Origin of the sequence: Pseudoalteromonas sp. 1CM17D, from assembly GCF_023161805.1 — a bacterium.
Lineage (GTDB): Bacteria > Pseudomonadota > Gammaproteobacteria > Enterobacterales > Alteromonadaceae > Pseudoalteromonas > Pseudoalteromonas atlantica.
The window spans coordinates 1-22301 of record NZ_JALNTP010000015.1 but is presented as its reverse complement, the minus strand read 5'-3'; the positions used below and the strand labels follow the sequence as shown (position 1 = coordinate 22301).

Annotated in this window: 23 protein-coding genes and 1 pseudogene; 10 read left to right on the top strand and 14 right to left on the bottom strand. The window is 41.0% G+C overall.

Annotated features, from left to right (window positions below):
* Positions 1–3 precede the first annotated feature (3 nt).
* The 3 genes from MSC25_RS18740 to MSC25_RS18730 form a co-directional block, all read right to left on the bottom strand.
* The gene (locus MSC25_RS18740) at positions 4–1539 is read right to left on the bottom strand and encodes a leucyl aminopeptidase family protein (protein WP_004588515.1); all 1536 of its coding nucleotides are present in this window, start codon (positions 1537–1539) and stop codon (positions 4–6) included.
* Positions 1540–1778: 239 nt separating this feature from the next.
* A complete protein-coding gene (gene dinB / locus MSC25_RS18735; RefSeq protein ID WP_248444300.1) occupies positions 1779–2831 on the bottom strand; it encodes a DNA polymerase IV in 1053 nt (350 codons plus the stop codon).
* Between the two features lie 145 nt (positions 2832–2976).
* A complete protein-coding gene (locus tag MSC25_RS18730; protein WP_024031674.1) occupies positions 2977–3153 on the bottom strand; it encodes a hypothetical protein in 177 nt (58 codons plus the stop codon).
* A gap of 154 nt (positions 3154–3307) precedes the next feature.
* Between MSC25_RS18730 and MSC25_RS18725 the strand changes: the two genes are divergently transcribed.
* From MSC25_RS18725 to MSC25_RS18715, 3 genes are all read left to right on the top strand, one after another.
* Positions 3308–3730 (top strand): thioesterase family protein, encoded by a 423-nt coding sequence (locus MSC25_RS18725; RefSeq protein WP_004588512.1) that lies wholly within the window; start codon positions 3308–3310, stop codon positions 3728–3730.
* 67 nt (positions 3731–3797) lie between these two features.
* Complete coding sequence (locus MSC25_RS18720; protein WP_248444290.1) at positions 3798–4850, top strand: aldo/keto reductase; 1053 nt, start codon at positions 3798–3800, stop codon at positions 4848–4850.
* A 153-nt stretch (positions 4851–5003) separates the two neighbouring features.
* Positions 5004–5882: an ABC transporter substrate-binding protein gene (locus tag MSC25_RS18715; RefSeq protein ID WP_248444288.1), complete on the top strand. Its 879-nt coding sequence runs from the start codon at positions 5004–5006 to the stop codon at positions 5880–5882.
* On the opposite strand, the gene MSC25_RS18710 is transcribed toward MSC25_RS18715, so the two are convergent.
* The 6 genes from MSC25_RS18710 to MSC25_RS18685 form a co-directional block, all read right to left on the bottom strand.
* On the bottom strand, positions 5839–6453 hold the full coding sequence (locus MSC25_RS18710; RefSeq protein ID WP_248444286.1) for a fumarylacetoacetate hydrolase family protein: 615 nt from the start codon (positions 6451–6453) through the stop codon (positions 5839–5841). The genes MSC25_RS18715 and MSC25_RS18710 overlap by 44 nt on opposite strands.
* A gap of 15 nt (positions 6454–6468) precedes the next feature.
* Entirely contained in the window at positions 6469–8439 is a 1971-nt protein-coding gene (locus tag MSC25_RS18705) for a response regulator (protein ID WP_064386339.1), read from the bottom strand.
* Positions 8440–8500: 61 nt separating this feature from the next.
* Positions 8501–8962, bottom strand: coding sequence for a response regulator (locus MSC25_RS18700; protein WP_024031669.1), 462 nt, complete (start codon positions 8960–8962; stop codon positions 8501–8503).
* A complete protein-coding gene (locus MSC25_RS18695; protein WP_248444284.1) occupies positions 8963–10447 on the bottom strand; it encodes a sensor histidine kinase in 1485 nt (494 codons plus the stop codon).
* A 27-nt stretch (positions 10448–10474) separates the two neighbouring features.
* Positions 10475–10690, bottom strand: coding sequence for a hypothetical protein (locus tag MSC25_RS18690; protein ID WP_004588505.1), 216 nt, complete (start codon positions 10688–10690; stop codon positions 10475–10477).
* A 212-nt stretch (positions 10691–10902) separates the two neighbouring features.
* Positions 10903–12243, bottom strand: coding sequence for a sigma-54 dependent transcriptional regulator (locus MSC25_RS18685; protein ID WP_024031667.1), 1341 nt, complete (start codon positions 12241–12243; stop codon positions 10903–10905).
* A gap of 238 nt (positions 12244–12481) precedes the next feature.
* On the opposite strand from MSC25_RS18685, the gene MSC25_RS18680 reads away from it, so the two are divergent.
* Positions 12482–13000 (top strand): NUDIX hydrolase, encoded by a 519-nt coding sequence (locus MSC25_RS18680; protein WP_248444281.1) that lies wholly within the window; start codon positions 12482–12484, stop codon positions 12998–13000.
* A gap of 182 nt (positions 13001–13182) precedes the next feature.
* The gene (locus MSC25_RS18675; RefSeq protein WP_248444279.1) at positions 13183–14559 is read left to right on the top strand and encodes an NAD-dependent succinate-semialdehyde dehydrogenase; all 1377 of its coding nucleotides are present in this window, start codon (positions 13183–13185) and stop codon (positions 14557–14559) included.
* A gap of 438 nt (positions 14560–14997) precedes the next feature.
* On the opposite strand, the pseudogene MSC25_RS18670 reads toward MSC25_RS18675, so the two are convergent.
* Positions 14998–15324 (bottom strand): annotated as a pseudogene (locus MSC25_RS18670) (SDR family NAD(P)-dependent oxidoreductase); the annotation flags it as partial.
* Positions 15325–15438: 114 nt separating this feature from the next.
* Positions 15439–16344, bottom strand: a complete 906-nt coding sequence (locus tag MSC25_RS18665; RefSeq protein ID WP_096740065.1) for a haloalkane dehalogenase — start codon at positions 16342–16344, stop codon at positions 15439–15441.
* Positions 16345–16540: 196 nt separating this feature from the next.
* Here MSC25_RS18665 and MSC25_RS18660 point away from each other — a divergent pair, with 196 nt between their 5' ends.
* The 3 genes from MSC25_RS18660 to MSC25_RS18650 all read left to right on the top strand — a co-directional run bounded on the left by MSC25_RS18660 (position 16541) and on the right by MSC25_RS18650 (position 18418).
* The gene (locus MSC25_RS18660) at positions 16541–17143 is read left to right on the top strand and encodes a TetR/AcrR family transcriptional regulator (RefSeq protein ID WP_096740066.1); all 603 of its coding nucleotides are present in this window, start codon (positions 16541–16543) and stop codon (positions 17141–17143) included.
* A gap of 443 nt (positions 17144–17586) precedes the next feature.
* Positions 17587–17970, top strand: a complete 384-nt coding sequence (locus tag MSC25_RS18655) for a hypothetical protein (RefSeq protein ID WP_055254558.1) — start codon at positions 17587–17589, stop codon at positions 17968–17970.
* Positions 17971–18055: 85 nt separating this feature from the next.
* Positions 18056–18418, top strand: a complete 363-nt coding sequence (locus MSC25_RS18650; protein ID WP_096740067.1) for an MmcQ/YjbR family DNA-binding protein — start codon at positions 18056–18058, stop codon at positions 18416–18418.
* 569 nt (positions 18419–18987) lie between these two features.
* On the opposite strand, the gene MSC25_RS18645 is transcribed toward MSC25_RS18650, so the two are convergent.
* From MSC25_RS18645 to MSC25_RS18635, 3 genes are all read right to left on the bottom strand, one after another.
* The gene (locus tag MSC25_RS18645; RefSeq protein ID WP_248444275.1) at positions 18988–20067 is read right to left on the bottom strand and encodes an endonuclease/exonuclease/phosphatase family protein; all 1080 of its coding nucleotides are present in this window, start codon (positions 20065–20067) and stop codon (positions 18988–18990) included.
* Between the two features lie 23 nt (positions 20068–20090).
* On the bottom strand, positions 20091–20453 hold the full coding sequence (locus MSC25_RS18640) for a hypothetical protein (protein WP_024031662.1): 363 nt from the start codon (positions 20451–20453) through the stop codon (positions 20091–20093).
* 76 nt (positions 20454–20529) lie between these two features.
* Positions 20530–20778 (bottom strand): TIGR03643 family protein, encoded by a 249-nt coding sequence (locus MSC25_RS18635; RefSeq protein WP_054983514.1) that lies wholly within the window; start codon positions 20776–20778, stop codon positions 20530–20532.
* A 118-nt stretch (positions 20779–20896) separates the two neighbouring features.
* Between MSC25_RS18635 and MSC25_RS18630 the strand changes: the two genes are divergently transcribed.
* Both MSC25_RS18630 and MSC25_RS18625 read left to right on the top strand, forming a co-directional pair.
* On the top strand, positions 20897–21589 hold the full coding sequence (locus MSC25_RS18630; RefSeq protein WP_248444273.1) for a transporter substrate-binding domain-containing protein: 693 nt from the start codon (positions 20897–20899) through the stop codon (positions 21587–21589).
* Between the two features lie 11 nt (positions 21590–21600).
* Positions 21601–22227, top strand: coding sequence for a YoaK family protein (locus tag MSC25_RS18625; protein WP_248444271.1), 627 nt, complete (start codon positions 21601–21603; stop codon positions 22225–22227).
* Positions 22228–22301 lie beyond the last annotated feature (74 nt).

The following is a 22301-nucleotide window of genomic DNA, read 5'->3' as shown; positions in this document are numbered from 1 at the left end:
ATATTACATACAGTAGCGTGCAAATAAGCTGGTTACTGATGCTGCGGTTGGCTTGCCGTGCTGCCAATCACCGCCTTCAACACCACTACCAGCAATGTCCATATGTACATAAGGAAGCGGCTGCTCAGAGTCGTTACCGTGTTTATCAAGCCCACCAACAACGGCTAAAAATGCCATAGGGAATTGATGCCCACGGGCTGTAACAGCAGAGGCCGCATTATTGCTTGATAAAACATCATCAGCGAGGGTACGCGGTTTGATAAAGTCGTAATCTTCACGGCGAGAGCGAGAAACCTCAGCTGCATCTGCCCATAAATCACCACAATCAGCTATTTGACGAGAGGTATTAGCGCTACGTGCAGGTCCATTTTCAACATACGCTCCGTAAGGGCCCATAGCACGTGCCGCATGGCCTGTAAGGGTTGCTACGGTGAATAATGTTGGATTAACTTCGCCTTTGGCGACATCTTTCATTTCGCTAAGTAGGTCACCCATAGCTAAACGCCCTTCTGCATCGGTGTTACCAATGCGGACACGTACGCCTTCACGGCTAGTGATAATTTCATCTGGTACAAAACAATCTGAGCCAATTGAATTACGAACCACAGCTAAATAAGAAATAACTTTAACGCCTTTAGGTTGGTAATCTGCCACGGCTTTCATAAAGCCCGCAACGGATGCAGCCCCACCTTTATCGCGGCTCATACCCGCCATGTAACCGCCTACTTTTAAATCGGCGCCGCCGGTATCGTAAACTAATCCTTTACCAACAAACATTAGCGTGCGCGTTACTTCACCTTCTGGCACGTACTCTAGCTTAACAACACGTGGGTGGTGGCGCTCAACCGCATAAGATGCGCGAGCAACGGTGCTAAGCATAGGGTAGTTTTTATCTATCGTGTTAATATCGTCAATCACATCAACCGCTACTTTAGAGCCTTTAAAAAGCTCAACACAGTAATCGGCAAAACGTGGTGGCGCCATACGTTCAGGCTCAGTACCGCATAAGTCACGTGCTGCATATTGCCCTGCTGCAATTGCATTTACAGCTTTAACTGTTTGCTCATTTGCATCGATTAAACCAATTTGCGTAATAGGCTCAATGCTTTCGCCGTGGTATTCGCGTGCTTCAAGAGGCTGCCATAATGCTTGGCATGCCCCTAAATACGCCACTTCTAATGCATGCTGGTAACGCGCATCTGTATGTAATTTTGGTAAGTAAATAGCAGGGTTTACACTGCCCGCGGCTTTTGCTTCGTTAATCGCTAGTTTAGCAGCATCAAAGTAGCGTCTTACATCATCGTAATCGCGGTTAAGCGGCCCAGTAGGCGCTAAAACAACGCGTACATTATCAACCACCAAAAACGTAACTTGTTTACCAATACGAGAATCTACTTTAGCGTGTGATTCGATAGCATCACTTAATGAGTTATTGGCTAATTGAGAAAAGTCATCACTAATTATAATAAGTGCATCGTGAGAAAATGAGTCAAAGCTTGCACTAAGTGATTGTGCAGCTATCGCTTGAGGATATGCCATAAGTAAAACTCCTGTTAGAAAACATAAGGGGCTATTATCGTTGATATAAAAACACAAAACCAGCCAACTGCGATCAGCTCATTTTAATCTGGCAACTTGGTTTTACAGCTAACTAAAGTGACTCAGTGTTTTAAGAAGAAACTAACAACAACTATATAGCTTTTAGTAAAGGCAGCCCCTGCTTGCTCCACGTTTAAATTACTTTGCTAAAGCACTCTAAATTGCAAAAAAGCGTGTAGTTAATCAAGAATACTCAGTTGCAGATTTAAATTAGGTTCATTTTTAACACCTACTCCAATGCCTAATAAGCGCACCGGTTGCTGCATACCCCGTTGGTACGCCTTAGAGAGTAACTCAGTAAAAATAGCAGTATTTAACTGATGATGAGCTTGATCAGCTGAGGTAACAACAAAGTTTGCAAACTTCACTTTTACGCTTAACTTATTAATACGATTTTGTAGCTGTTGCTTATTAAGGCGCGCTGTTAGCTCTTCGAGTAATTTAGGTAACTGATCTAAACATTCTTGTAAGCTATTTTTATTGTATTCATAGGTGTGTTCAACACTAAGCGATTTACGCACTCGCTCAGTGGTTACTTTACCAATATATTCGCCAGCACATTTTTGATAAAGCGATACACCAAAATTCCCCACGTGCTGCTGCATCCAATTAACGCCTTTCTCGCGAACGTCTTTACCTGTGTATAACCCCTTTAAATTAAGCTTTTCGAGGGTTACTTTGCCCACACCAGGGATTTTACCTAGCGGTAAATTATTTAAAAACGCATCAACTTCATCCGGTAAAACCACAAATTGGCCATTGGGTTTATTTTCGTCACTGGCTATTTTGGCAATAAACTTAATGGGGGCAACTCCGGCAGAGGCAGTAAGGCCGGTATCGTTATAAATATCTGCTCTAATTTGCTGAGCAATAAGCGTTGCGCTGCCTTTGCATGCGGTGCTGTTGGTTACATCTAGGTAAGCTTCATCAAGCGACAGCGGCTCTATTTGGTCGGTATAGCGTTTAAATACAGCGCGTATTTGGTTAGAAATTTCTTTATAAACCGCCATGCGCCCGGGCACAATAACTAAATCGGGACATAATTGCTTAGCGTGGTAGTTAGATATAGCCGAGCGAACACCATATTCGCGCGCTATATAATTTGCTGTAGAGAGCACACCACGACGGCTATTGCCACCAATCGCTAAAGGCACACTGGCAAGTTTGGGGTTATCGCGCATTTCAACCGCTGCATAAAAGCAGTCCATGTCGATATGAATAAACTTTTTCATTACCACATAACAACTGTTTATTTATACAGCCATTATTAAGGATTCACTTTCATTAAGCAAGTCCATTAAAGCCTGTTTAACTTGCTAAAGTTAAAAGCGCTACTAGGTGTAGCGCGTTAAACCGTGCAAGCTTTAAACAGCTTTTTTAAAACGGCTGCTTAAAGCGCTTTGATTTTTTAAAGCAATGTAGCCAAAAAACAAACTCTAATAAAAACCCCGCAGCTAAAAGCATTATGCCGCCGGAGGCATTACCCATTGCATAGCAAGCAAAAGACGCTATAAAAACTAAACTGGCTAAAGCCCAATTAATTATATTTTGCATGTGTGTTCTCGTGTGTGTGTTGTCTGTGTTATTTAACTGTAGTCCTAAAAATAAATAGGTACAATCATCTTATAAAAAAACATGGCATTTATTGTCTTGAGCTACAAACACCATATTGATAACCTCATTCATTTAAAACTAAGAGTACACATACATGCAAAGGTTCAAAGATCAGCACCCTATTCATACCGATATCACCGTAGCATGGGCCGATATGGACGCCCTACAACATGTTAACAACGTGGTGTACTTGCGTTATTTTGAAATTGCGCGTATCGATTTTCTAAATAAAATAAATCAGTTTGATACGATAAAACCAGGTGGAATAGGCCCGGTCATTAGTGAAAACAATATTCGCTATAAACGTCCAGTGACCTTCCCAGATACCTTAACCGTAGGTATTACTATTTCAGATATAAAAAGCGACCGTTTTATGATGAATTACTCTGTATTTAGCCATGCTCAGCAAGCTATTACTACCACAGGCTATTCTCAAGTTGTTATGTTTGACTTTAAAACAGGACAAAAAGCGGCGATTTCAGAGCCATTACTATCGGCACTACACCAATTCGCTTAATTAGGTTTTATTGCGAATTGGTATTAATTATCCACTCTCAAGATCTTACATAATTTAAGGATTTTAAATGCAATACAGTCCGTTAGGCAGCAGCGGTGTTGATGTTTCTAGAGTATGCTTAGGCAGCATGACTTGGGGTAAACAAAATACCCAACAAGACGCCGATGAGCAAATAGCTTATGCCTTGGCACAAGGCGTTAATTTTATTGATACTGCCGAAATGTATGCCGTTCCTCCTTCACCAGAGACCTACGGTAAAACAGAGCAAATTATAGGTAACTGGCTAAGTCGCAATGCGCAAAAGCGCGGTGATATTGTATTAGCGAGTAAAATTGCAGGCAATGGCTTGTCGTGGGTACGAGATGGCGGCGATATAACACGCAGCGCTGTCATTGAGGCCGTAGATAACTCGCTTAAACGCCTACAAACCGACTACATAGATTTATACCAATTACATTGGCCTAATCGCTCTACCCCACATTTTGGCAGGCAATGGCCAGGTAAACTCACTTTTAGTGACGTAGATACTGAGCAACAACAGGCGGGTATGCTTGATATTTTAGAGGGCCTTGATGAGTGTGTTAAAGCTGGGAAAATAAAATATTGTGGCCTTTCAGATGACACCCCATGGGGCATTAGCCAATTTTTAAATTTAGCAAAAGCGCATAACTTACCGCGTATGGTGTCTATTCAAAACGAGTTTAGTCTAGCGCACGCTAAAGATTGGCCCTATTTAATTGAGCAGTGTATCCATGAAGACATTGCTTATTTACCTTGGTCGCCGCTTGCTGCTGGCCTGCTAACGGGTAAATACCTAAACGGTGCACGCCCAGCGGGATCGCGTTGGACATTTATGCAGCGCAATGGCATTTTTAGAGATACCCCTAACGCGCAAAAAGCCACGCAGCGTTATGTAGAGCTTGCACACGCAAGCGGCATAACCCCAGCCCAATTGGCACTTGCTTGGTGTAATCAAGTCGATGGCGTTACCTCATCAATTATTGGTGCGACCAGCATGGCGCAATTAAAAGAAGATATTGAGGCTTTTAGCATAACTTTAAGCGACGACACTCTAACTGAAATTGGCACTATTTTTAAAGATTACCCGCAGCCATATTAAACCCAAATAATAGGCAGTTTTTTTACTGCCTTTTTCTCTCTTACATTTGAACATATACAAAGTAAAACTATACTAAAGTTAACTTAAATGGATTATTTTTAGTGAGTTATGCTTAGAAATGTAATTTTATTCTTTGGTGTACTAGGTGCTTTAATGCGTTACGGGTACGCTGATAATACTCACCCAATTAAAGAAATTGTATGGTTACAAAGTTACACGCCCCCGTTTCATATGGATAAAGATTCGCATGCGCCGCAAGGTGGTATTTGCGACAACCTCACCGAGCAACTAATTAGCAGCATTGATGATGTAAAACATACACGACTAATCGTGCCGCAAGAGCGAATTAATAAGCACTTAAATGAAGGCGATAATGTATGCTTTCCGTGTGTTATTCATAAAAAAACGGCCAATGGGGTGTTACAGTTTTCTACCCCCACCACGGTTTACCCGCCTTTTTCGGTTTTAACCACTCAAAAACTTGCTCCAGAAATACACGCTAAGCATGGCAGCCCTATTAAACTTATTCATTTATTGTCAGACGAGCAATATGTATATGGTCAAGCCGCGGCGCGCAAGTTTACTTCAAAAATTAATAAAATAATCGAAAACACCACGGTGTATCATAAAGCATCGCTAAGCTGGAGCAGCGAAAATGAAAGCCAAGCTGTTATTGCTCGCTTAAGTCGCGGCTTTTTAGATTACACAATAGACTACCCGTTTATGGGGGATTATTTTGTCAATCACAGTAAGTTTAAAAATATAGTCAGTTTGCCAATTGAAGAAGACCCCAGAGAGTTTGTTTTAGGGGCTATAGGGTGTGCAGTAAGAGCACCGAATGATTTTGCTACCAAGGCGCTTAATAAAATAAATAAAGCGCTACATAAGCAGGTATTACAATCGCCTGCTTATATAAATAGTCAGCGTTTTTGGTTAGAGCAAAGTTTTCCGCAGTTTACTAAGCATTACCAACAGCAAATACTTAATCCTATTGTGCCTGCCAGCTCTGCGATAACAAGCACGTCGAATTAGCATACAAGCTTACTGTAAATACGCTGTTTGCAGGCACTTCCCCTACGCCTGCAGGCGTTCCTGTCATTATTACATCGCCATTTTCTAAGTGCATAAACTCATTAATTTCACTTAAAATATCTTTAGGCTTATGTATCATAAATTGCGTATCGCCTTGTTGAATAACGTTATCGTTAATTTTAAGCTCAAACGTAAACACCTGCTCAGCATCCGCTATAGCGACAAAGGGCGTTAATAATACCGAGCCGTTAAACGCCTTGGCGCGCTCCCACGGTAACCCTTTATTTTTAAGCTTACTTTGCACGGTACGTTTAGTTAAATCCAATCCTAAACCTACGCCTGCCAACTCATTATTTTTAATAACAAAACACAGCTCGGTTTCATAATGCAGTGTGTCGTTATTGTGCGTAGCAAATAAGGTAGACGAAAGGGCACTGTTCGGTTTATTAAACAATACCATTTGATCTGGTAGCTCATTATTAAGCTCAGCAATATGCGCGGTGTAATTACGCCCAACGCATACTACTTTAGAGGGGGTTAATAGCTCACTTTCTAGTTTTATCGACTGCATAAAATAACTTCTAAATTACGAGCTGATCAAGGTTTCTAATAAGCTCAGGTTAATCGGTTTCAAAAGTACATGATTAATATTTAAATCTTTGATCTGCTTAGGATCGGGCTCTGCACCACTAACAATCACCAAGCTTAAGTCAGGGTAACGTTCGTTAATTTGCTTCCCTAAATCTACACCACGCCCGTCAGGTAAGTGCATATCGAGCAATACCTTATTAAATTGTTGGTCATGATTGAGGGTTTGTAAACACTGTGCACACGTTGAGGTAATAACGGTTTCTACCCCTAAACTTTCTAGCAGCAACTGCGTAATTTGCGCTGCATCTTGGTCGTCCTCAACCAATAAAAAGCGCTGTTTTTTCTCTATTACAGCTTTGTCGCTGTGAATATTTTTAGCTTGAGGCGCATGCTCTGGCGATACTAAGTAATCTTGTAAGCATTGATACAAAGAAGAGCTATCAACGGGCTTTGGTATTACATCGTTAAAGCCAAGGGCGGCAAGCTCTTCATGTATGCCTTTCATAGTGGCGGCAGTAAGCGCAATAATTGGGCCTGTGTAGCCCATTTTTCTAAGCTCTATTGTGGCTTCTTTACCACCCATTACAGGCATATGTATATCAATAAAAATAATATCATAAGGAGAGCGATACGCCTCGGCAATTCTTACTTTTTCAAGCGCTTGCTGGCCATGTTCGGCGTAGTCTACACGCGCACCACATGTGCTAATCATATGGCCAACTAACATGCGTAAATCGCGTAAATCATCAACCACTAATACGCGGCCAGTCACTTTACAGGGGGCTGATTTTGTCTGTAATTGCGAGCCACTACTAAAGTTTAATACTTGGCGTTCTACTTCACTTATATCACCTGGGTACACCGAAATAGTAAAGGTAGAGCCTTCGCCCATTCTAGAAGTTAAATCAATACTGCCGTGCATACGCGCTAATAGCTCGGCACAAATAGCAAGGCCTAAGCCTGCTCCACCAACAGAGCGCGATTCTACATCAGCTATTTGCTCAAAGGGTTTAAAAATGAGTGCTTGTTTTTCAGGGGCAATCCCCATGCCTGAGTCTTTAATACTAAAAAATAGCATTTCTTTCTCATCGACCCACTCGGTCCAGGCACTAACCACTATTTCGCCCTTTTCGGTAAATTTAACCGCATTATTGATTAAGTTAATGAGTATTTGGCGTACGCGGGTAGCATCTACTCTCACAATAAGAGGTAAGGGCTGTAGAGACTCAAAGCGAAGGTTTAAGCCTTTATCAAGCACAGATACACGCATTAAGGTGTAAACATCAGCCAGCATGCTATCTAAGTTTACTTCACTTAAGGTGAGCTCTAATTTGTCGGCAGCAATTTTAGATAAATCGAGCACATCGTTTAACAAGCTCAGCAAGTGCTTACCGTTTCGATAAATAACCCCTAGTTCGTTTTCGGCCTGTTTGCTAAAGTCGCTTTGTAGCAGTAACTCTGTGTAACCTAATATAGATGAAAGCGGGGTACGTAATTCGTGGCTTAAGTGGGCTAAAAATCTGTCTTTTGAGCGGTTCTCTGCTTCGGCTTTTAAACGCTCTACTCGCTCGCCTTCAACATCTTTACGCGCTAAAGCATAACGTATAGCGCGAGCAAACCGGCTCGAACTCATTTCTGTTTTTATAAGGTAATCTACCGCGCCGGCATCCAGTGCTGCAGAGTCTAATTCATCATTAGATTGCCCCGTAAGCATAATAATTGGCCCGCTAAACCCATTAGCAATGGCCTTTTTTAATACACTTAGCCCATTTGAGGCGCCTAATCGATAATCAAGCAAACAAATATCGTGATCGTTTTTACTTAAAATGCTTATTGCTTGCTCAGGAGAGCTTATCCATTCTATGTCAAATGTATGTGAATCTAACTGATCTAAGTAGTCGCAAGTGAGAATGTAATCATCTTCATCGTCTTCTACTAAAAGTAAGCGAGTCACTTTATCTAACATACTACCTCCTTTTGTTTGCATTTAATAAGCCCCTAATTAGGGGCTTAATGTTGCTACTTATTTAGTCGTTAAACGTTGTCGGCAGCTCTACAAATTCTACCCAGTATTTTCCTAGGGTTTTCATTAAATCAACCAAGCCATCAAACGTTACCGGTTTAGTAATATAAGAGGCCGCGCCTAAGTTATAGCCTTTAACCATGTCTTCTTCTTGCTTAGAGGTGGTTAAAATAACAACCGGTATGCCTTTAAGGTTTGGGTTTGCCTTAATGGCCTCAAGTGCTTCACGGCCATCCATACGTGGCATATTTAAATCAAGCAAAATCAACCCTGGGCGTGGCGATGAATTTTTATCTTCAAACTTACCCTTGCGCTCTAAGTACTCTAATAATTCAACCCCATCTTCCACAAAATGCAGCTCGTTTAATACACGGCTTTCGGCTAGCGCATCTTGCGTGAGTAGGCGATCATCCTCGTCATCATCTGCCATTAATATTGTAATAGGTTTCACTTTTGAATACGGCATCTAAGCCTCTCCTTGAAGTGTGAAAAGCGTTGTTTCCACAGGTAATTTTATTATGAAGGTTGCCCCTTCACCATCTTTACTATGAGCGGTAATTATCCCACCATGCCGCTCAACTATACGCCTACAAACTGAAAGCCCAATCCCTGTGCCTTTATATTCCGAACGCCCATGCAGGCGCTGAAATGGTACAAATATTTTATCAGCATACTCTTGTGAGAAACCAATACCATTATCTTTTATGGTAATAATTTGCCAACCCACTTTTTCGTTGTGCTCTTCACTAAACTCGTCTTTGTGCTCGTACATTACGCTTATGTGTGGCTCAACACCTGGTTTTCTAAACTTAACAGCGTTAGACAGTAAGTTTAAAAACAACTGCTGCATTTGGCTTTTATCGGCTTGTATAACTGGTAGTTCGCCCAGCTCTACCTGCGCATTGCTTTCTTTAATGGCCACTTCTAAATCACTTAAAATGTCGTCAACTACTTCTTTTAAGTCAGTGTCATCAAAGTCTTTACCTCGCGTTGTTACCCGCGAAAACTCTAGCAAGTCGTTAATAAGGTTAGACATACGTTGCGCTGCATTTTTCATACGGCCTATGTAATCTATGCCTTTTTCGCCCAGCTCATCTTTAAACATGGTTTCTAGGCGGTCACTAAATGCTTGAATTTTTCGAAGTGGTTCTTGTAAGTCATGGCTGGCAACAAACGCAAACTCTTCAAGCTCTCGGTTTGAGCGGCTCAGCTCGTCTGAATATAAGGTCAGCTCTTGCGTGCGCTCAGACACTTTTGTTGCAAGCGTTTCGTTTTGTCTTTCAAGCTCCTCACGGTATTTAGCCGCGTTTCTTAAATTTAGGCGTGTTAATAAAAACATACCAATTATTAAAAGCGCACTGGTAACCGCTGTAATAGCAAAGGTGATTTTTGCTTCATTTTTTATTTGTGCCAGCTTAGAAAAATGGCTCACCTTAAACAGTAATTCTCGGTCTTGAATATCATTAACTTTAACGCGAATATCTTTGTACAGCTCTCGCCCTCTGTGCGTATTTAATACATATAACGCGCGGCGCTCTTTGTCATTAGTAGCCAGCTTAACCGTTTGTTTAAGCTCTTTAATTTTAGCTTCTGTTAACACTAATAGCTCAGCAATTCGCTCAGCTTGGCCATCAATTTCAGAGTGTAGAGACTTTACATGCTCTATTTGCGATTCTATTTGCCCTATCGCATCGTAATAAGGCATTAAGTAGTCTTCTTCTTCGGTGAGTAAGTAGCCGCGCTGGCCAGACTCTGCCTGCACAATTGATAAGTGAAGACGCTCAATGGCATCGGCTAATAAGCTGGTATTATCCAAGCTTTTTTGCGTTTGCGTTAATCCCTGAATAGTACTTAATGCTAAAACTGCATTGCCAACAATAATGCACAGTACTATTGCGATAAAAGCGGCCCACGTTATATTCGCTTTACCCTGCTGCTTTTGCTTACTCATTATGTGTATATACCTAATTTTAAATGACTACTTGTTATTAAAATCAGTAATGTTTTGCAAGCTCTCGCTACATTGCTGACAGTTTGAAATTATTTTATCGAGTGCTGCTAACGCTTTGTCTTTTGGCATATCGTTTTCTAATACCAGTTTAATGAGCTCTGCATTCATAGAAATTCTATTCAGTGGAGCTCTTGCATCATGTACCAATTTATTTAGCGTATTAACTTCTTTTTCATCACTCATATTACTTCCTATACTTATTCAACCTGAACTCTGATTAAGAGAGCCACTAAAATATTAAATTATAGTGATAATCAAATTCTTTTCTCTAGCCAGAGATTTTCAATGAAAACAAGGCGAATTTACGCGTCAATAGCTGGCCTATTGCAAGCAAATTTAACGCAGTTAACGTTGAAAATAGCTGCTAGAGATAGGTTTATTATTCAGAGTTCAGGTTATTTATATTCTCCAATTCCGCCGTATGCGTTTAATCGGTTATACAATGTTTTTGTACTGATCCCTAGCATTTGCGCAGCTAGCGTTTTATTACCTTGCACCTTATCTAGCGTGGCGTGGATTAACTCTTTTTCGACTTCTTCAATGGTTTGCCCAGCCGAAACATGGTTGTCGGCCACTTGCGTATTTACACGCGAAAACGGCGACTCTAAGTTATCCGGAAGTGTAATTTCGCTCGATTGTGGGTCGCTCATAATAAAGGCGCGATGGATAGCGTGGCGAAGTTCACGCACATTGCCTGGCCACTCGTATTGCTGTAGTTCTTTTAGCTGCTCGTTGTGCCAATAAAACGAAGTGCCATTTTCATCGTTAAGCTGCTCTAAAAAGGCTTTCGCAAGCAGTGGAATATCTTCTTTTCGTTCACGCAGCGCAGGAATATCAATGGGGAAAACCGCAAGTCTAAAGTAAATATCTTCACGAATAATATTGTTTTGCGCTAAGTCGGTCAGCGAACGGTTAGTCGCAGAAATAACGCGGCAGTTTATAGGCAGTTCACGATTGCCGCCTACACGTGTTACTTTTTTAGTTTCAAGCACACGCAGTAAGTTTGGCTGCATATCTATAGGCATTTCGGTTACTTCATCTAAAAATAACGTACCGCCGTCTGCTTGCTCAAACACACCTTCTTTACGGGCAATTGCACCTGTAAAAGCCCCTTTTTCATGGCCAAATAACTCACTACCTATTAACTCTTTAGACAAAGCACCACAGTTGCTCGCCACTAAAGGGCCTTCGCATTGGCTTGCGTTATGAATTGCTTGGGCGACCACTTCTTTACCTGCACCGCTTTCCCCCATTAGCATCACGTTCGCATTGGTTTTTGCTACGCGCTCTATCATGGTGTAAAGCTTTTGCATTGGCTCTGATTCACCAATTAAACTATTAAAATGGCGAGTAATAGCCGGAACTTTAGCTTTTTTAGCTGTTTTTTTAGGGCCGTTTAATACCAGCTCTAAGTCTTCGCGTTGCAGCGGCTTTAATAAATGCCCAACATCTTGCTCACACATGTCTGCCAAAATCCCTTTTACTGAAGGGTGGCCAGAAATAAGCGTCACTTTTGGAGACTGCCCAATCATTTTTAAATGATCGAGTAAATGAAGACCACTGCCATCTGGCAGCATAAAATCGAGCAACACGTGATCAAAGGTATTATTTTCAAACCATTGATGTGCTTCTTTTAAGCTAGTTGCAGTACAAATGTTGTGCCCGAGGAATTCGACAATGTGGCAAACAACGTCACTAAATTCAACGTCATCATCGACTAAAAGTATGTTTAACATGATAAATCCCTATGCTTTTCTTCTTATTCTACGCACCCTATTTTGCAAATAAAAGGGGCTACTAGAATCTCTTAAAAATGATTAAACTATTGAGTCTTTTAACGTTTAATTTTAACAACCAAGTATGTACGTAAACTTAAGCCATACCGATCATAATTTTTAAAAATAATTAGAATTATTTTTACTACTCGCCTAAGTATACCAGCTGATATAATTTTGCTTTTAAAAAGGAGACAAAATGCAATTATTAAAAACAATGGTCCACCCTGGCATAAATTTAAACCAAGGCACTCAATTTACCCGCCGCACAGGCCGCGCCATTGTGATTAAAGATGCACACATTTTATTAATGTATACCAATCGCTACGAAGACTACAGTTTACCCGGCGGCGGTGTAGATGAAGGTGAAACCCTAGAGCAAGGGTTAATAAGAGAGCTTAGCGAAGAAACTGGCGCGCAAAATATACAGGTTATTAAACCCTTTGGGTTATACGAAGAGTACCGCCCTTGGTACAAAGACGACTTTGATATTATACACATACAGTCGTATTGCTATTTATGCGATACAGACAAAGAGCTTGGCAAAGCACAGCTTGAACATTACGAGCAACAAAATGGTATGACGCCTAAATGGGTCAATATATACGACGCCATTGCACACAACGAACGCACAATGAGCCTTAGTGAAAAGCAAGGGCTGTCTATCATTCGTGAAACTTACCTACTAAAACAAATAGCACAGCAACTGTTTTACTAAGGCTGTAAAATTTGCATAAAGCAGTATTTTTTACTGCTTCCTCATCACTCGCTTTTTATTTACATCCCATAATTAAATTTAAAGCGACCACTATTCAATAACTTAAACCCTATTTTACTTTATAAAACAAACTGGCTTTGTGTTTGCACCCTTACTGATAACTAATTTGTAAGGAGATAAAAATGAGTAACACAGTTAAAACAATCAACCCCGCAACTGAACAAACCATTGATACCTACACGCTGCTTTCTCAAGAGGAAGCTGAGCAGGTAGTAGAAAAATCTCGCGAAACATATTTAAAATGGCGCCAAACCTCATTTACCGAGCGTGCTAAGTATTTAAATAAACTAGCCTCTTTATTCGAAGAGCAAAAAGAAGCCATTGCTAAGCTAATGACCGAAGAAATGGGTAAAGTGTACGAGCAAGGTTTTCAAGAAATTGAACTGTGCGCTGGTATTTGTCGTTACACAGCCGAAAACGGCCCACAAGTACTAGGCGATGAAGAGCGCGATATGGATGGCGGCCGCGCTATTGTTAGCTACCAACCAACGGGCGTTTTATTGGGTATTCAGCCTTGGAACTTCCCGCTTTACCAAGTAATTCGTTACAGTGCAGCTAACATTATGGCCGGTAACACCACCGTACTTAAACATGCCGGTAATGTATTTGGTATGGCAGAGAAAATAGATACCCTGTTTAAACAAGCGGGCTTCCCTGAATATTGCTTTAGCAACTTACTTATTGATGGCAAAACTGCCAGCGCGCTTATTTCACACAAAGCAATCAGTGGCGTAACATTTACAGGCAGTGACGCTACCGGAAAAAAAGTAGCTGAAGAAGCAGGCAAATACGTTAAAAAAACAGTGCTTGAGCTTGGCAGTAACGATGCCTACTTAGTACTTGATGATGCAGATTTAGACCTTGCTGTTGAAACCTGTGTTACAGGGCGCATGATCAACAACGGCGAAACCTGTGTATCGGCAAAACGCTTTGTGGTTGTAGAATCACTATATGATGACTTTAAAGAAAAAATTAAAGCGCAATTTGAAGCATTAAAAATGGGCGACCCAATGGCCGAAGATACCGATTTAGGCCCAATGGCTCGTGAAGATTTACGCGATAAAATTCACGACCAAGTAATGCAATCTGTTGAAGCAGGTGCAAATGTAGTAACAGGCGGTGAAGTGCCATCGCAAACAGGTTACTACTACCCACCGACTATTCTTGATAATTTATCGCCGGGCATGCCAGCATACGATGACGAATTATTTGGCCCTGTAGCCTCGCTAATTAAAGCAAAAGACAACGACGATGCAATGCGCATCGCCAACGACTCTCGCTATGGTTTAGGCGGTGGTATTTTCTCTAAAGATGAGAAAAAAGCCATTGAACTGGCTAAAAAGCACTTTGATACCGGTATGATCAACATTAACGGTTACGGCCTTGCCCAACCAAACCTACCGTTTGGTGGTGTTAAAGAAAGTGGTTACGGCCGAGAGCACGGCGGCTTTGGTATGCGCGAATTTGTGAATATCAAATGTATTATGATTAATAGCTAATTTAGCTACACCTGAGATACACGTATTTAAAGAATATTTATACGTGTTTTAAAAAATATTATTAAGCCTAAAGGTGAGCAATCACTTTTAGGCTTTTTTATGGACGAATCTGCATGGTTTTATGCACGAATAGATCTATACAACAAGTGTATTTAAAACCGTAAACACTGTGAGAGAAATCAAAAACAAAGCTGTCAATTGACTAATACTGAGCATAGAATTTAGACAACCTGGCTTAGCTAGGCAGGTAAGAGTGGTGAGCAAACGGTCAGTAAACTCGTTTTTGGACAGAACTGTGTCAGTACTTCTTCTAAATTAGCAGCCCATGGATTACCTAAGGTATTGCAAACCTCTAATCAGGTGTCCAAAATTACTCATCCATTACAACAGATCATGGTCGACACACGTCATATCGACCGCACATACTGTTAGTGCCAGTTAAAATTCTTGTACTGTAGGGCGCAATACAATCTCGTTAACATCAACATCGTTAGGCTGTTCAATCACATAAGTGACAGCATTAGCGATAGACGTCGCTGAAATGGCATCGTTATACACCTCATTCACAAATTGAGAGCTCGTTGCTTCTGAGGTGCCATGTTTAAGTTCAGAATCAATGAGTCCAGGTGAGATGACAGTTGTGCGAATATTACGACCCACCTCCATACGTAGCCCCTGACTAATTGCACGAACGGCAAATTTAGTATCTGCATATACACTGCTCGCTGGCGAAACTTTATGACCTGCAACAGAGGAAATGCTTATGATCAAGACTTTATTCATTGGGGATAGGATAAATATATAGAGGTTGGTTTTCAGATATCACCTGACAGATGCCGAGTCGAGTTATAGACAACTGTCAGGTTTGAATGAGTACAACTAACTCATAGTAAATGAAGCAAGAGCTTGCTCTGCTATTTCAACACCATACTCTTGAACAAAGTGACCAGCTTCTTCAATTTTCATTGGCTCAGGACAACCTTTGATAACCGCTTTAAGTTGCATCATGGCGGCCTCACCTAAGATTGCATCTTTCATTCCTATCGCCATGAAGCTTTCACCGCTCCATTCATTTGACCAGAACTCAATCGCACGAAGTCCATACTTCACCGCATCATCATCAGCATTCGTTGGGATCATCTGTGGGAATCGTTTCACGCCAACTTTGTAGTTTTTGTCAGGGAATGGCGCATCATACGCAATTGCGTCCATCACATTGACAGCTGCTCCAGCATCACATGCTATGATCCCTGCTACTGGTAATTCTGAAATTGTTTCATTAAAAGCCATCCACTGTACTGCGGCTTCGGCCAGCGGTTCACCATTTGAGATAGTAGTGTTCATCACAATAAGTTTTTTGAAACGATCTTGCATATCCATTGGTATCGTCAAACCAAGGCACCCGCCCCAATCCTGACAAACCAACACAATATTTTTAAGATCTAAGTGTTCAATTAATTGAATTAGACTGTTTCTGTGGAACTCAAAGTTGTACACAGAGTCTTCAATAGGCTTATCTGAGCGGCCAAAGCCGAATAAATCAGGGGCAACAACACGATGACCTGCAGCAGTAAAAACTGGGATCATTTTACGATATAGATAACTCCATGTTGGTTCACCGTGCAAACAAAGAAACGTGTATTCCGAGTCTTTATCACCTTCATCAATATACGCCATTCGCAGCGATTCATATCCCCCGAGATCATCAACATAATTAGGTTGATAAGGAAACGCAGGGAGTACTGAAAAACGTTCTTCTGGTGTTCTTAATGCTTTAATCGTCATTATTTTTTCCTACAGATTGGTTAGTATTCATAAAATCGTCTGCACGGTCATTAATATTTTGTAGTGATCGATACATATTGTATGAATGCATTCTGTACCGATCGATAAAGCAAGTCAACAACGAAATTGACATTTTTTAGTGAATACTACAAAATAGTTATCGATCAATATACTTTAGGTAGGAGCACCATCGGTAATGGCCGGAAGAAAAAGAGCGTTTGACAGAGAGATCGCACTCGATAAGGCAATGCGCATATTTTGGAACAACGGTTATGCAGCTACATCTGTGGCGCATTTAACCTCAGAGCTTGGGATCAATACGCCTAGCTTGTATGCTGCTTTTGGCAACAAAGAGAAGCTATTCAAAGAAGTGATCGTGCATTACATCACGCAATATAGTGACCCGTGTTATCGCCATATCACAGAGCCTTCAGACGCGCCTTTCATAGAAAGGTTACGAGCGTGTTTCTATGAGTTGATTCAAGAGTTTTCAGGTGCTGATACCCCGCTGGGGTGTTTATTAGTAAAAAGCGTCAATGAGTCTGACAGCGTTGCCTTTCCTGAAGAAGCTACGGTGTACATCAATCAATTTGGATTGAAAACCCAAAACTTGATCACTACCTTGATCGAGTCTGAGGGTGTAATAACTGAGTCAGAGACCGCAGAACTGCAGACAAAATACCTGCTATCGGTTCTTTATGGGCTTTCTACTCAGATTCGAGCGGGTGAGTCACAGCAAGTTGCAGAATCGGTCATGGACTACGCACTCAATTCGATACAGACGAGCAGCGGTCAGTAATACTATTGTGGTGACGATGCCATTTCACTTAAACCAGTAATATCTGCCATATCTGTTGCAACCACGCCAGGGTGAACATTCCGTATCGATCACTAAGTAATGTCAAAGCTATAACTAAATATTTTTTAGTGAACGATGCAGAATTAGTTCGAACAACCCTTTCATTTGATTGGGGAGAGAAAAGGTAAAGGAGTTTGTGTCGCTTATTGTTATGGTGAGTATCGCCGTTTGAGTCTTGTTGTAAGTTGGCAAACTCTTTTTTGTTGTTCTGGTAAATGACAGATCATAAGCGAATTCTTCATGCAGTCTGTGTGATTGATTTGCAACGAGGATAAGGGGTGAAACCTATTCTGTAGTTATCGCTAAAAAATATTGACATTACTTACTGATCACTACAAAATAAGTCCTAGTCAACCGATACATTCAAATGATTGAGTAGGAATATGTTTAAGAAATTTGTACAAATTACCGCCATTTTTAATTTTCCTGTCGCGATTGGGATCATGATCCCTGAGCTTCTTTCTCCTAAGCCAAGTTCATTCATTGTTACTCTTGTGCTCGCTTCGTTCTTTATAAGTATCGGGGCAGCATTACTTTGGGCTGTCTCAGACTTACCTAGGCGTGCTCCTATAATTGTGTGGAATGGCCTTGTTCGACTTTTTGGCTTCTTCGTTGTCAGCTATGCCGCTCTGCTTGGTATCGCGCCAATGGCATTTATTCCTATTTCATTAATGGATCTGCTCGCTGCCACAATCTACATAATCGGAAGTTCAAAAATAACGGGGATTCCAGTTATGTCTCTGATTTTAGGAAAGTCCGCTTCTTAAAAGCTTTCGCTTTTTCACTTATAAAGCCAATGTAGCTAAAGTGAGCTAAGTAGCTTAAAAAGCATCAGATAAGGAATACAGGGGTATGAAACACGATGAATTCAATCAATTTTGTGAAGCTTTAAAATCCTCAACCTATGTCATGCAATGGGGAAACTCACATGTGTGGAAGGTGGGGGGAAAGGTGTATGCGATTGGCTTTACTTTAAAAGGAGGCACGACAGCATACACATTCAAAGCATCGAACCTGAATTATGAGTTTTTGTGTAACCATGATGGCTACCGTCCTGCTCCATACTTTGCTAGTCGAGGGATGAAATGGATCCAGCAAACCGATACCGACGGGAAACTTGATGAAGAGCTGAAGTATTACCTGTCTGAATCCTATCGAATAGTCTCCTCTGCACTAAGTAAACGAAAACAAGCAACGCTTGGCTTACCTCAATGATAAACATGCACTTGGGCGATCTAACCATAATAGCTCGATAGAGTTGCTTGTGGATTAATTGTGTACATCAACTGTTAGACTATGCGTGTAACACTTCTGTCATTGGTCGTATTTCAAGAAGAAGCCGAACCACGAAACTGGATCGGTATATCTAATTTACCCGCTTATACTTGCAATTTCACGAGAGTCGTAAGGTTAAGAGCTTGATGTGAACACATCAATCAGAAAGCTGTTTTACAAGCTCCTCATTAGTAATTGTAGGGCGTATTCCTGAATGAAAAACATACTATTCTGTTGCGCAAACTCATAATGGGGCAAAACCAATTTGCAAAATATGCAATTTGCTAACTCGAAAAGGGCAGAAATGAGTTAAACCTGGAAGGTAGCTTCACGCCATGAGGCACTCAACAACATAAATATTGATTATAATTGGTAAGGTATTTTACTGTGTCGGATGGCGCTTCGCTTATCCGACCTACACTGTCTGATGAAGTTATCAAGTCTGAAGAAATATCATGGATTAAACCTGAGCGTTCAAGTTAAAACCATATTCAACTAACAGCTAACAACTAGCTTTTCTCAAACCTTGGCACCTTTCGCTTATCGGCTTTGCTCATAGCAAGCTCTTGAATTTCTTCTTGCTTTAGCTCTTTTGGTTTATCTTCTAATGAATGCTGCTTAGCATTTTCAAACACCAGCTCGGTAAGCAGTGCAAAGTGGTCGGAGCCATATTTTGCAAGGCGCTTAATGCGCTTTACTTTAAAGCCTTGGCTGTGAAATAAATGGTCGAGCGGCCAGCGCATAAAAAAGTAACTTGCGTGAAAGGTGTTATAAAAACCACGGCCTTTACGTGGGTCTAAAAAACCACTTATTTGCATAAATAAACGGGTGCTGCGCGACCATGCTACATCGTTTAAATCACCGGCTACAATGGTCGGGCGTGTTGGCTTTTTAAGTGCTTTAGCGACCATTATTAGCTCTGAGTCGCGTGGGCGCGATGAGTCTTCTTCAGTGGGACTTGGTGGCGCGGGGTGTATAAAGTGCCCTTGCATTTCAAGGCCTTCATTGTTTTCGAACAGGATATGAATTGAAGGAATATCATCTTCAATGAGCTCACATATTTGCGCATCAAGAATTTTAAATTTACTGTATAAATGCATGCCGTAGCGGTTGTCTTTAGGGCATTCAATATAATAGGGGTAGTTTTTTTTAAGAACAGCTAATTTATTTTCCCACCAGCTGTCGCTTTCAAGGGTAATTAATAAATCGGGCTGGTGTTTATCAACCAGTGAGATTAGTTGCTCACTATTGTGGTTTGACATAAGCACATTAGCCGACATGATTCTTACACTGTGCTCTTCGCTCACGGAGGCCGTTTTAACTTCTTTTTTAGCAAGCCAAGTGTAAGGAAATATCCACTTACCTTGTAATGCCATGGTTAGTAATGCGGTTAAAGCAGTATACAAATACCCGCTATTGCCGCTTTGCCACAGTAAATAAAACGATATAATTGCAACAGCGCTGGCTATATAAAATACCTGTAGTCGAACAAAGTCGCAGCTGCGCACTAAGTAGTGCTGACTGTACGACATAGGTAATAAGGTCACTAATAAAAAAAAGCCGATGATTATAGCCAGTGCAATGAGCATTTAAATATCCTTATAAATTGTACTTAACGAGTTAAAATTGAAAGTATTTCTCGGGTATCGTGCACCATGTGTATAACTGTACTGTCTATTTTTATACTTACTGTACCATTATCTCTAGAACGTTCAATAACGCGGCCTTGTTTATATACATTGCGGTCTAGGTAATCGCCTCTATGGTAACGCTTACTTAACCCTGGTGGCGTCCACCCAGCACGCACTAACTTTTTTTGCTGCTTTTTAGATAGTTTCTTACTGCTTTTATAGTTGTGCTGCTGATGTTTATGGTGGCCATTTTTATGGCCGTGATTGTCTTTGTCGGGCTTTGCCTGTGCATTAACGCTAACCAGGGCACCCGCTAAAAAAACAGTATATAAAAACGCTTTCATAAATAATCTCTAATAATGTTAATAGCTAAAGATTATCAAACACGCCTGAACATCATATGAAACTGCAAGCAGCTATTTATCTCGGCTTGTACTGTGTTTTGCAATGGCTGCGCATTATGGCTGGGTCTCGCAGTTTTAAATGCTTGGTTTTACGCCCTGCGTGGCGTTTGCGCCACACTTTAAAACTACCCTTTGAAATATGCTCTCGCATAAACACGACCAGCTGTGAATAATTAAGCCCGTATAACTGCTCTATAGCCTCAAAGGGGGTTCTGTCTTCCCACGCCATTTCTATAATTCGCGATTGCTGCTCTGCGTTAAACATGGTTATCTCTTAAAATTTAAACTTATACGAGAAGAAAAAATACATAGATCATCACCTCAAAACCGAATATCGCTGTATAATAAACACACTAACATAAGAAAAAATCGGATTTACATTTATGCGCACATTACTGCTGCTTTTAGCTTTTAGTTTTTCTTCGCTATTATTAGCAGCGCCTAATAAAACGCTGCGCTGTGCAACTACCCATTACCCGCCTTTTACAATTTATGACGATGAAACACATACCTTTACAGGCATAGACATAGACTATTTAACTTTTATAGAGCGTAATTTAAAAGTAACCATTGAGCTGGTGCATTTACCGTGGGCTCGTATTAAAAAAGAAATGACGTTAGGTTACTACGATTGTTACTTTGCGCTGGCAAATAATACCGAGCGTGCGCAATATTTAGAATTTACCACTGAGCCACTACACACCACCCAATTTGGTTTATTTAGCACAGAAAAAGCAAACCTTAATAATGACTTATCAAATTCACGCATTGCTATGCTAAGAGGCGTTAAATTACCCAGTGTACTGACAAAAGAATACAAGATTAAACAAAGCAACTTTATGCATTCACTCTCCACTAAAGCCACGTTTGATTTGCTTGATAAACAGCGTGTTGACTACGCTATAACTAATTATCAAGCCGGCTTATGGTACTCAAAAGGCTATAAAAACATACATGCTAAGCAGCTTGAAGGCTATGCCCTACCTGTTTATATTGCTTTTAAGCATGGCGTGGTCGACACCACACTCGTTGATGAGCAAATAAAACGCTATAAAGCGCAATTCGGTGTGCATTAATAAGGTAGGCAATGTTAACTAAATTACCAAATTGGGTTGAGTACGGCGCGTTTACACTCGCCTTTATTGCTGGCATTGTTAACGCTATTGGGTTATTAGGGTTTGAGCATCAGGCTATTTCGCACCTTTCGGGCAGTGTAACGCTACTTGGCATTACATTAATGAGTAACATCTCTAGCGCACTATTGCTATTGGCTGTAGTCCTGAGCTTTATGCTTGGCTCTGCCCTTTCTGGTTTTTTACTTACCGGCGGCTCGTTAAAGCTGGGGCGCCATTACGACACCCTATTATTTATTGAAGGCCTATTGCTGCTTTTAAGCGCCTATTTACTCAGCCGCGCCCATGTTTATGGCATTACGCTTGCCTCTGCTGCCTGTGGTTTACAAAACGCCCTTGCCACTAACTACAGCGGCGCAGTAGTGCGCACCACTCATTTAACCGGTATTTTTACCGACCTAGGTTTAATGATAGGCAAAGCGCTAAAAGGTGAACCCTTTGATACCCGCAAAGGCGTAATATTTATACTTATTATTGCCGGCTTTTTATTAGGTGGAGTGTGCGGGTTTATGCTTTATGAGCACTTAGCCCTACTTGCTTTAACCGTGCCCGCTGGGGCTTGCTTTATATTATCGCTATGAATCGCCCCGTGTTTGCCAGAGACTCAATAACTTGAGAAACTGGAACTATGAAAAAATCAAATCGCTATACATCA

What these genes read in the sequence shown, in the direction of transcription:
- MSC25_RS18705 (WP_064386339.1), bottom strand. Translation starts at nt 8,439, where the DNA reads ATGTTAGATAAAGTGACTCGCTTACTTTTAGTAGAAGACGATGAAGAT.
- MSC25_RS18630 (WP_248444273.1), top strand. Translation starts at nt 20,897, where the DNA reads ATGCGCACATTACTGCTGCTTTTAGCTTTTAGTTTTTCTTCGCTATTA.
- dinB (WP_248444300.1), bottom strand. Translation starts at nt 2,831, where the DNA reads ATGAAAAAGTTTATTCATATCGACATGGACTGCTTTTATGCAGCGGTT.
- MSC25_RS18675 (WP_248444279.1), top strand. Translation starts at nt 13,183, where the DNA reads ATGAGTAACACAGTTAAAACAATCAACCCCGCAACTGAACAAACCATT.
- MSC25_RS18685 (WP_024031667.1), bottom strand. Translation starts at nt 12,243, where the DNA reads ATGTTAAACATACTTTTAGTCGATGATGACGTTGAATTTAGTGACGTT.
- MSC25_RS18625 (WP_248444271.1), top strand. Translation starts at nt 21,601, where the DNA reads ATGTTAACTAAATTACCAAATTGGGTTGAGTACGGCGCGTTTACACTC.
- MSC25_RS18635 (WP_054983514.1), bottom strand. Translation starts at nt 20,778, where the DNA reads ATGTTTAACGCAGAGCAGCAATCGCGAATTATAGAAATGGCGTGGGAA.
- MSC25_RS18695 (WP_248444284.1), bottom strand. Translation starts at nt 10,447, where the DNA reads ATGAGTAAGCAAAAGCAGCAGGGTAAAGCGAATATAACGTGGGCCGCT.
- MSC25_RS18740 (WP_004588515.1), bottom strand. Translation starts at nt 1,539, where the DNA reads ATGGCATATCCTCAAGCGATAGCTGCACAATCACTTAGTGCAAGCTTT.
- MSC25_RS18715 (WP_248444288.1), top strand. Translation starts at nt 5,004, where the DNA reads ATGCGTTACGGGTACGCTGATAATACTCACCCAATTAAAGAAATTGTA.
- MSC25_RS18710 (WP_248444286.1), bottom strand. Translation starts at nt 6,453, where the DNA reads ATGCAGTCGATAAAACTAGAAAGTGAGCTATTAACCCCCTCTAAAGTA.
- MSC25_RS18655 (WP_055254558.1), top strand. Translation starts at nt 17,587, where the DNA reads ATGTTTAAGAAATTTGTACAAATTACCGCCATTTTTAATTTTCCTGTC.
- MSC25_RS18650 (WP_096740067.1), top strand. Translation starts at nt 18,056, where the DNA reads ATGAAACACGATGAATTCAATCAATTTTGTGAAGCTTTAAAATCCTCA.
- MSC25_RS18660 (WP_096740066.1), top strand. Translation starts at nt 16,541, where the DNA reads ATGGCCGGAAGAAAAAGAGCGTTTGACAGAGAGATCGCACTCGATAAG.
- MSC25_RS18640 (WP_024031662.1), bottom strand. Translation starts at nt 20,453, where the DNA reads ATGAAAGCGTTTTTATATACTGTTTTTTTAGCGGGTGCCCTGGTTAGC.
- MSC25_RS18645 (WP_248444275.1), bottom strand. Translation starts at nt 20,067, where the DNA reads ATGCTCATTGCACTGGCTATAATCATCGGCTTTTTTTTATTAGTGACC.
- MSC25_RS18730 (WP_024031674.1), bottom strand. Translation starts at nt 3,153, where the DNA reads ATGCAAAATATAATTAATTGGGCTTTAGCCAGTTTAGTTTTTATAGCG.
- MSC25_RS18725 (WP_004588512.1), top strand. Translation starts at nt 3,308, where the DNA reads ATGCAAAGGTTCAAAGATCAGCACCCTATTCATACCGATATCACCGTA.
- MSC25_RS18680 (WP_248444281.1), top strand. Translation starts at nt 12,482, where the DNA reads ATGCAATTATTAAAAACAATGGTCCACCCTGGCATAAATTTAAACCAA.
- MSC25_RS18700 (WP_024031669.1), bottom strand. Translation starts at nt 8,962, where the DNA reads ATGCCGTATTCAAAAGTGAAACCTATTACAATATTAATGGCAGATGAT.
- MSC25_RS18720 (WP_248444290.1), top strand. Translation starts at nt 3,798, where the DNA reads ATGCAATACAGTCCGTTAGGCAGCAGCGGTGTTGATGTTTCTAGAGTA.
- MSC25_RS18690 (WP_004588505.1), bottom strand. Translation starts at nt 10,690, where the DNA reads ATGAGTGATGAAAAAGAAGTTAATACGCTAAATAAATTGGTACATGAT.
- MSC25_RS18665 (WP_096740065.1), bottom strand. Translation starts at nt 16,344, where the DNA reads ATGACGATTAAAGCATTAAGAACACCAGAAGAACGTTTTTCAGTACTC.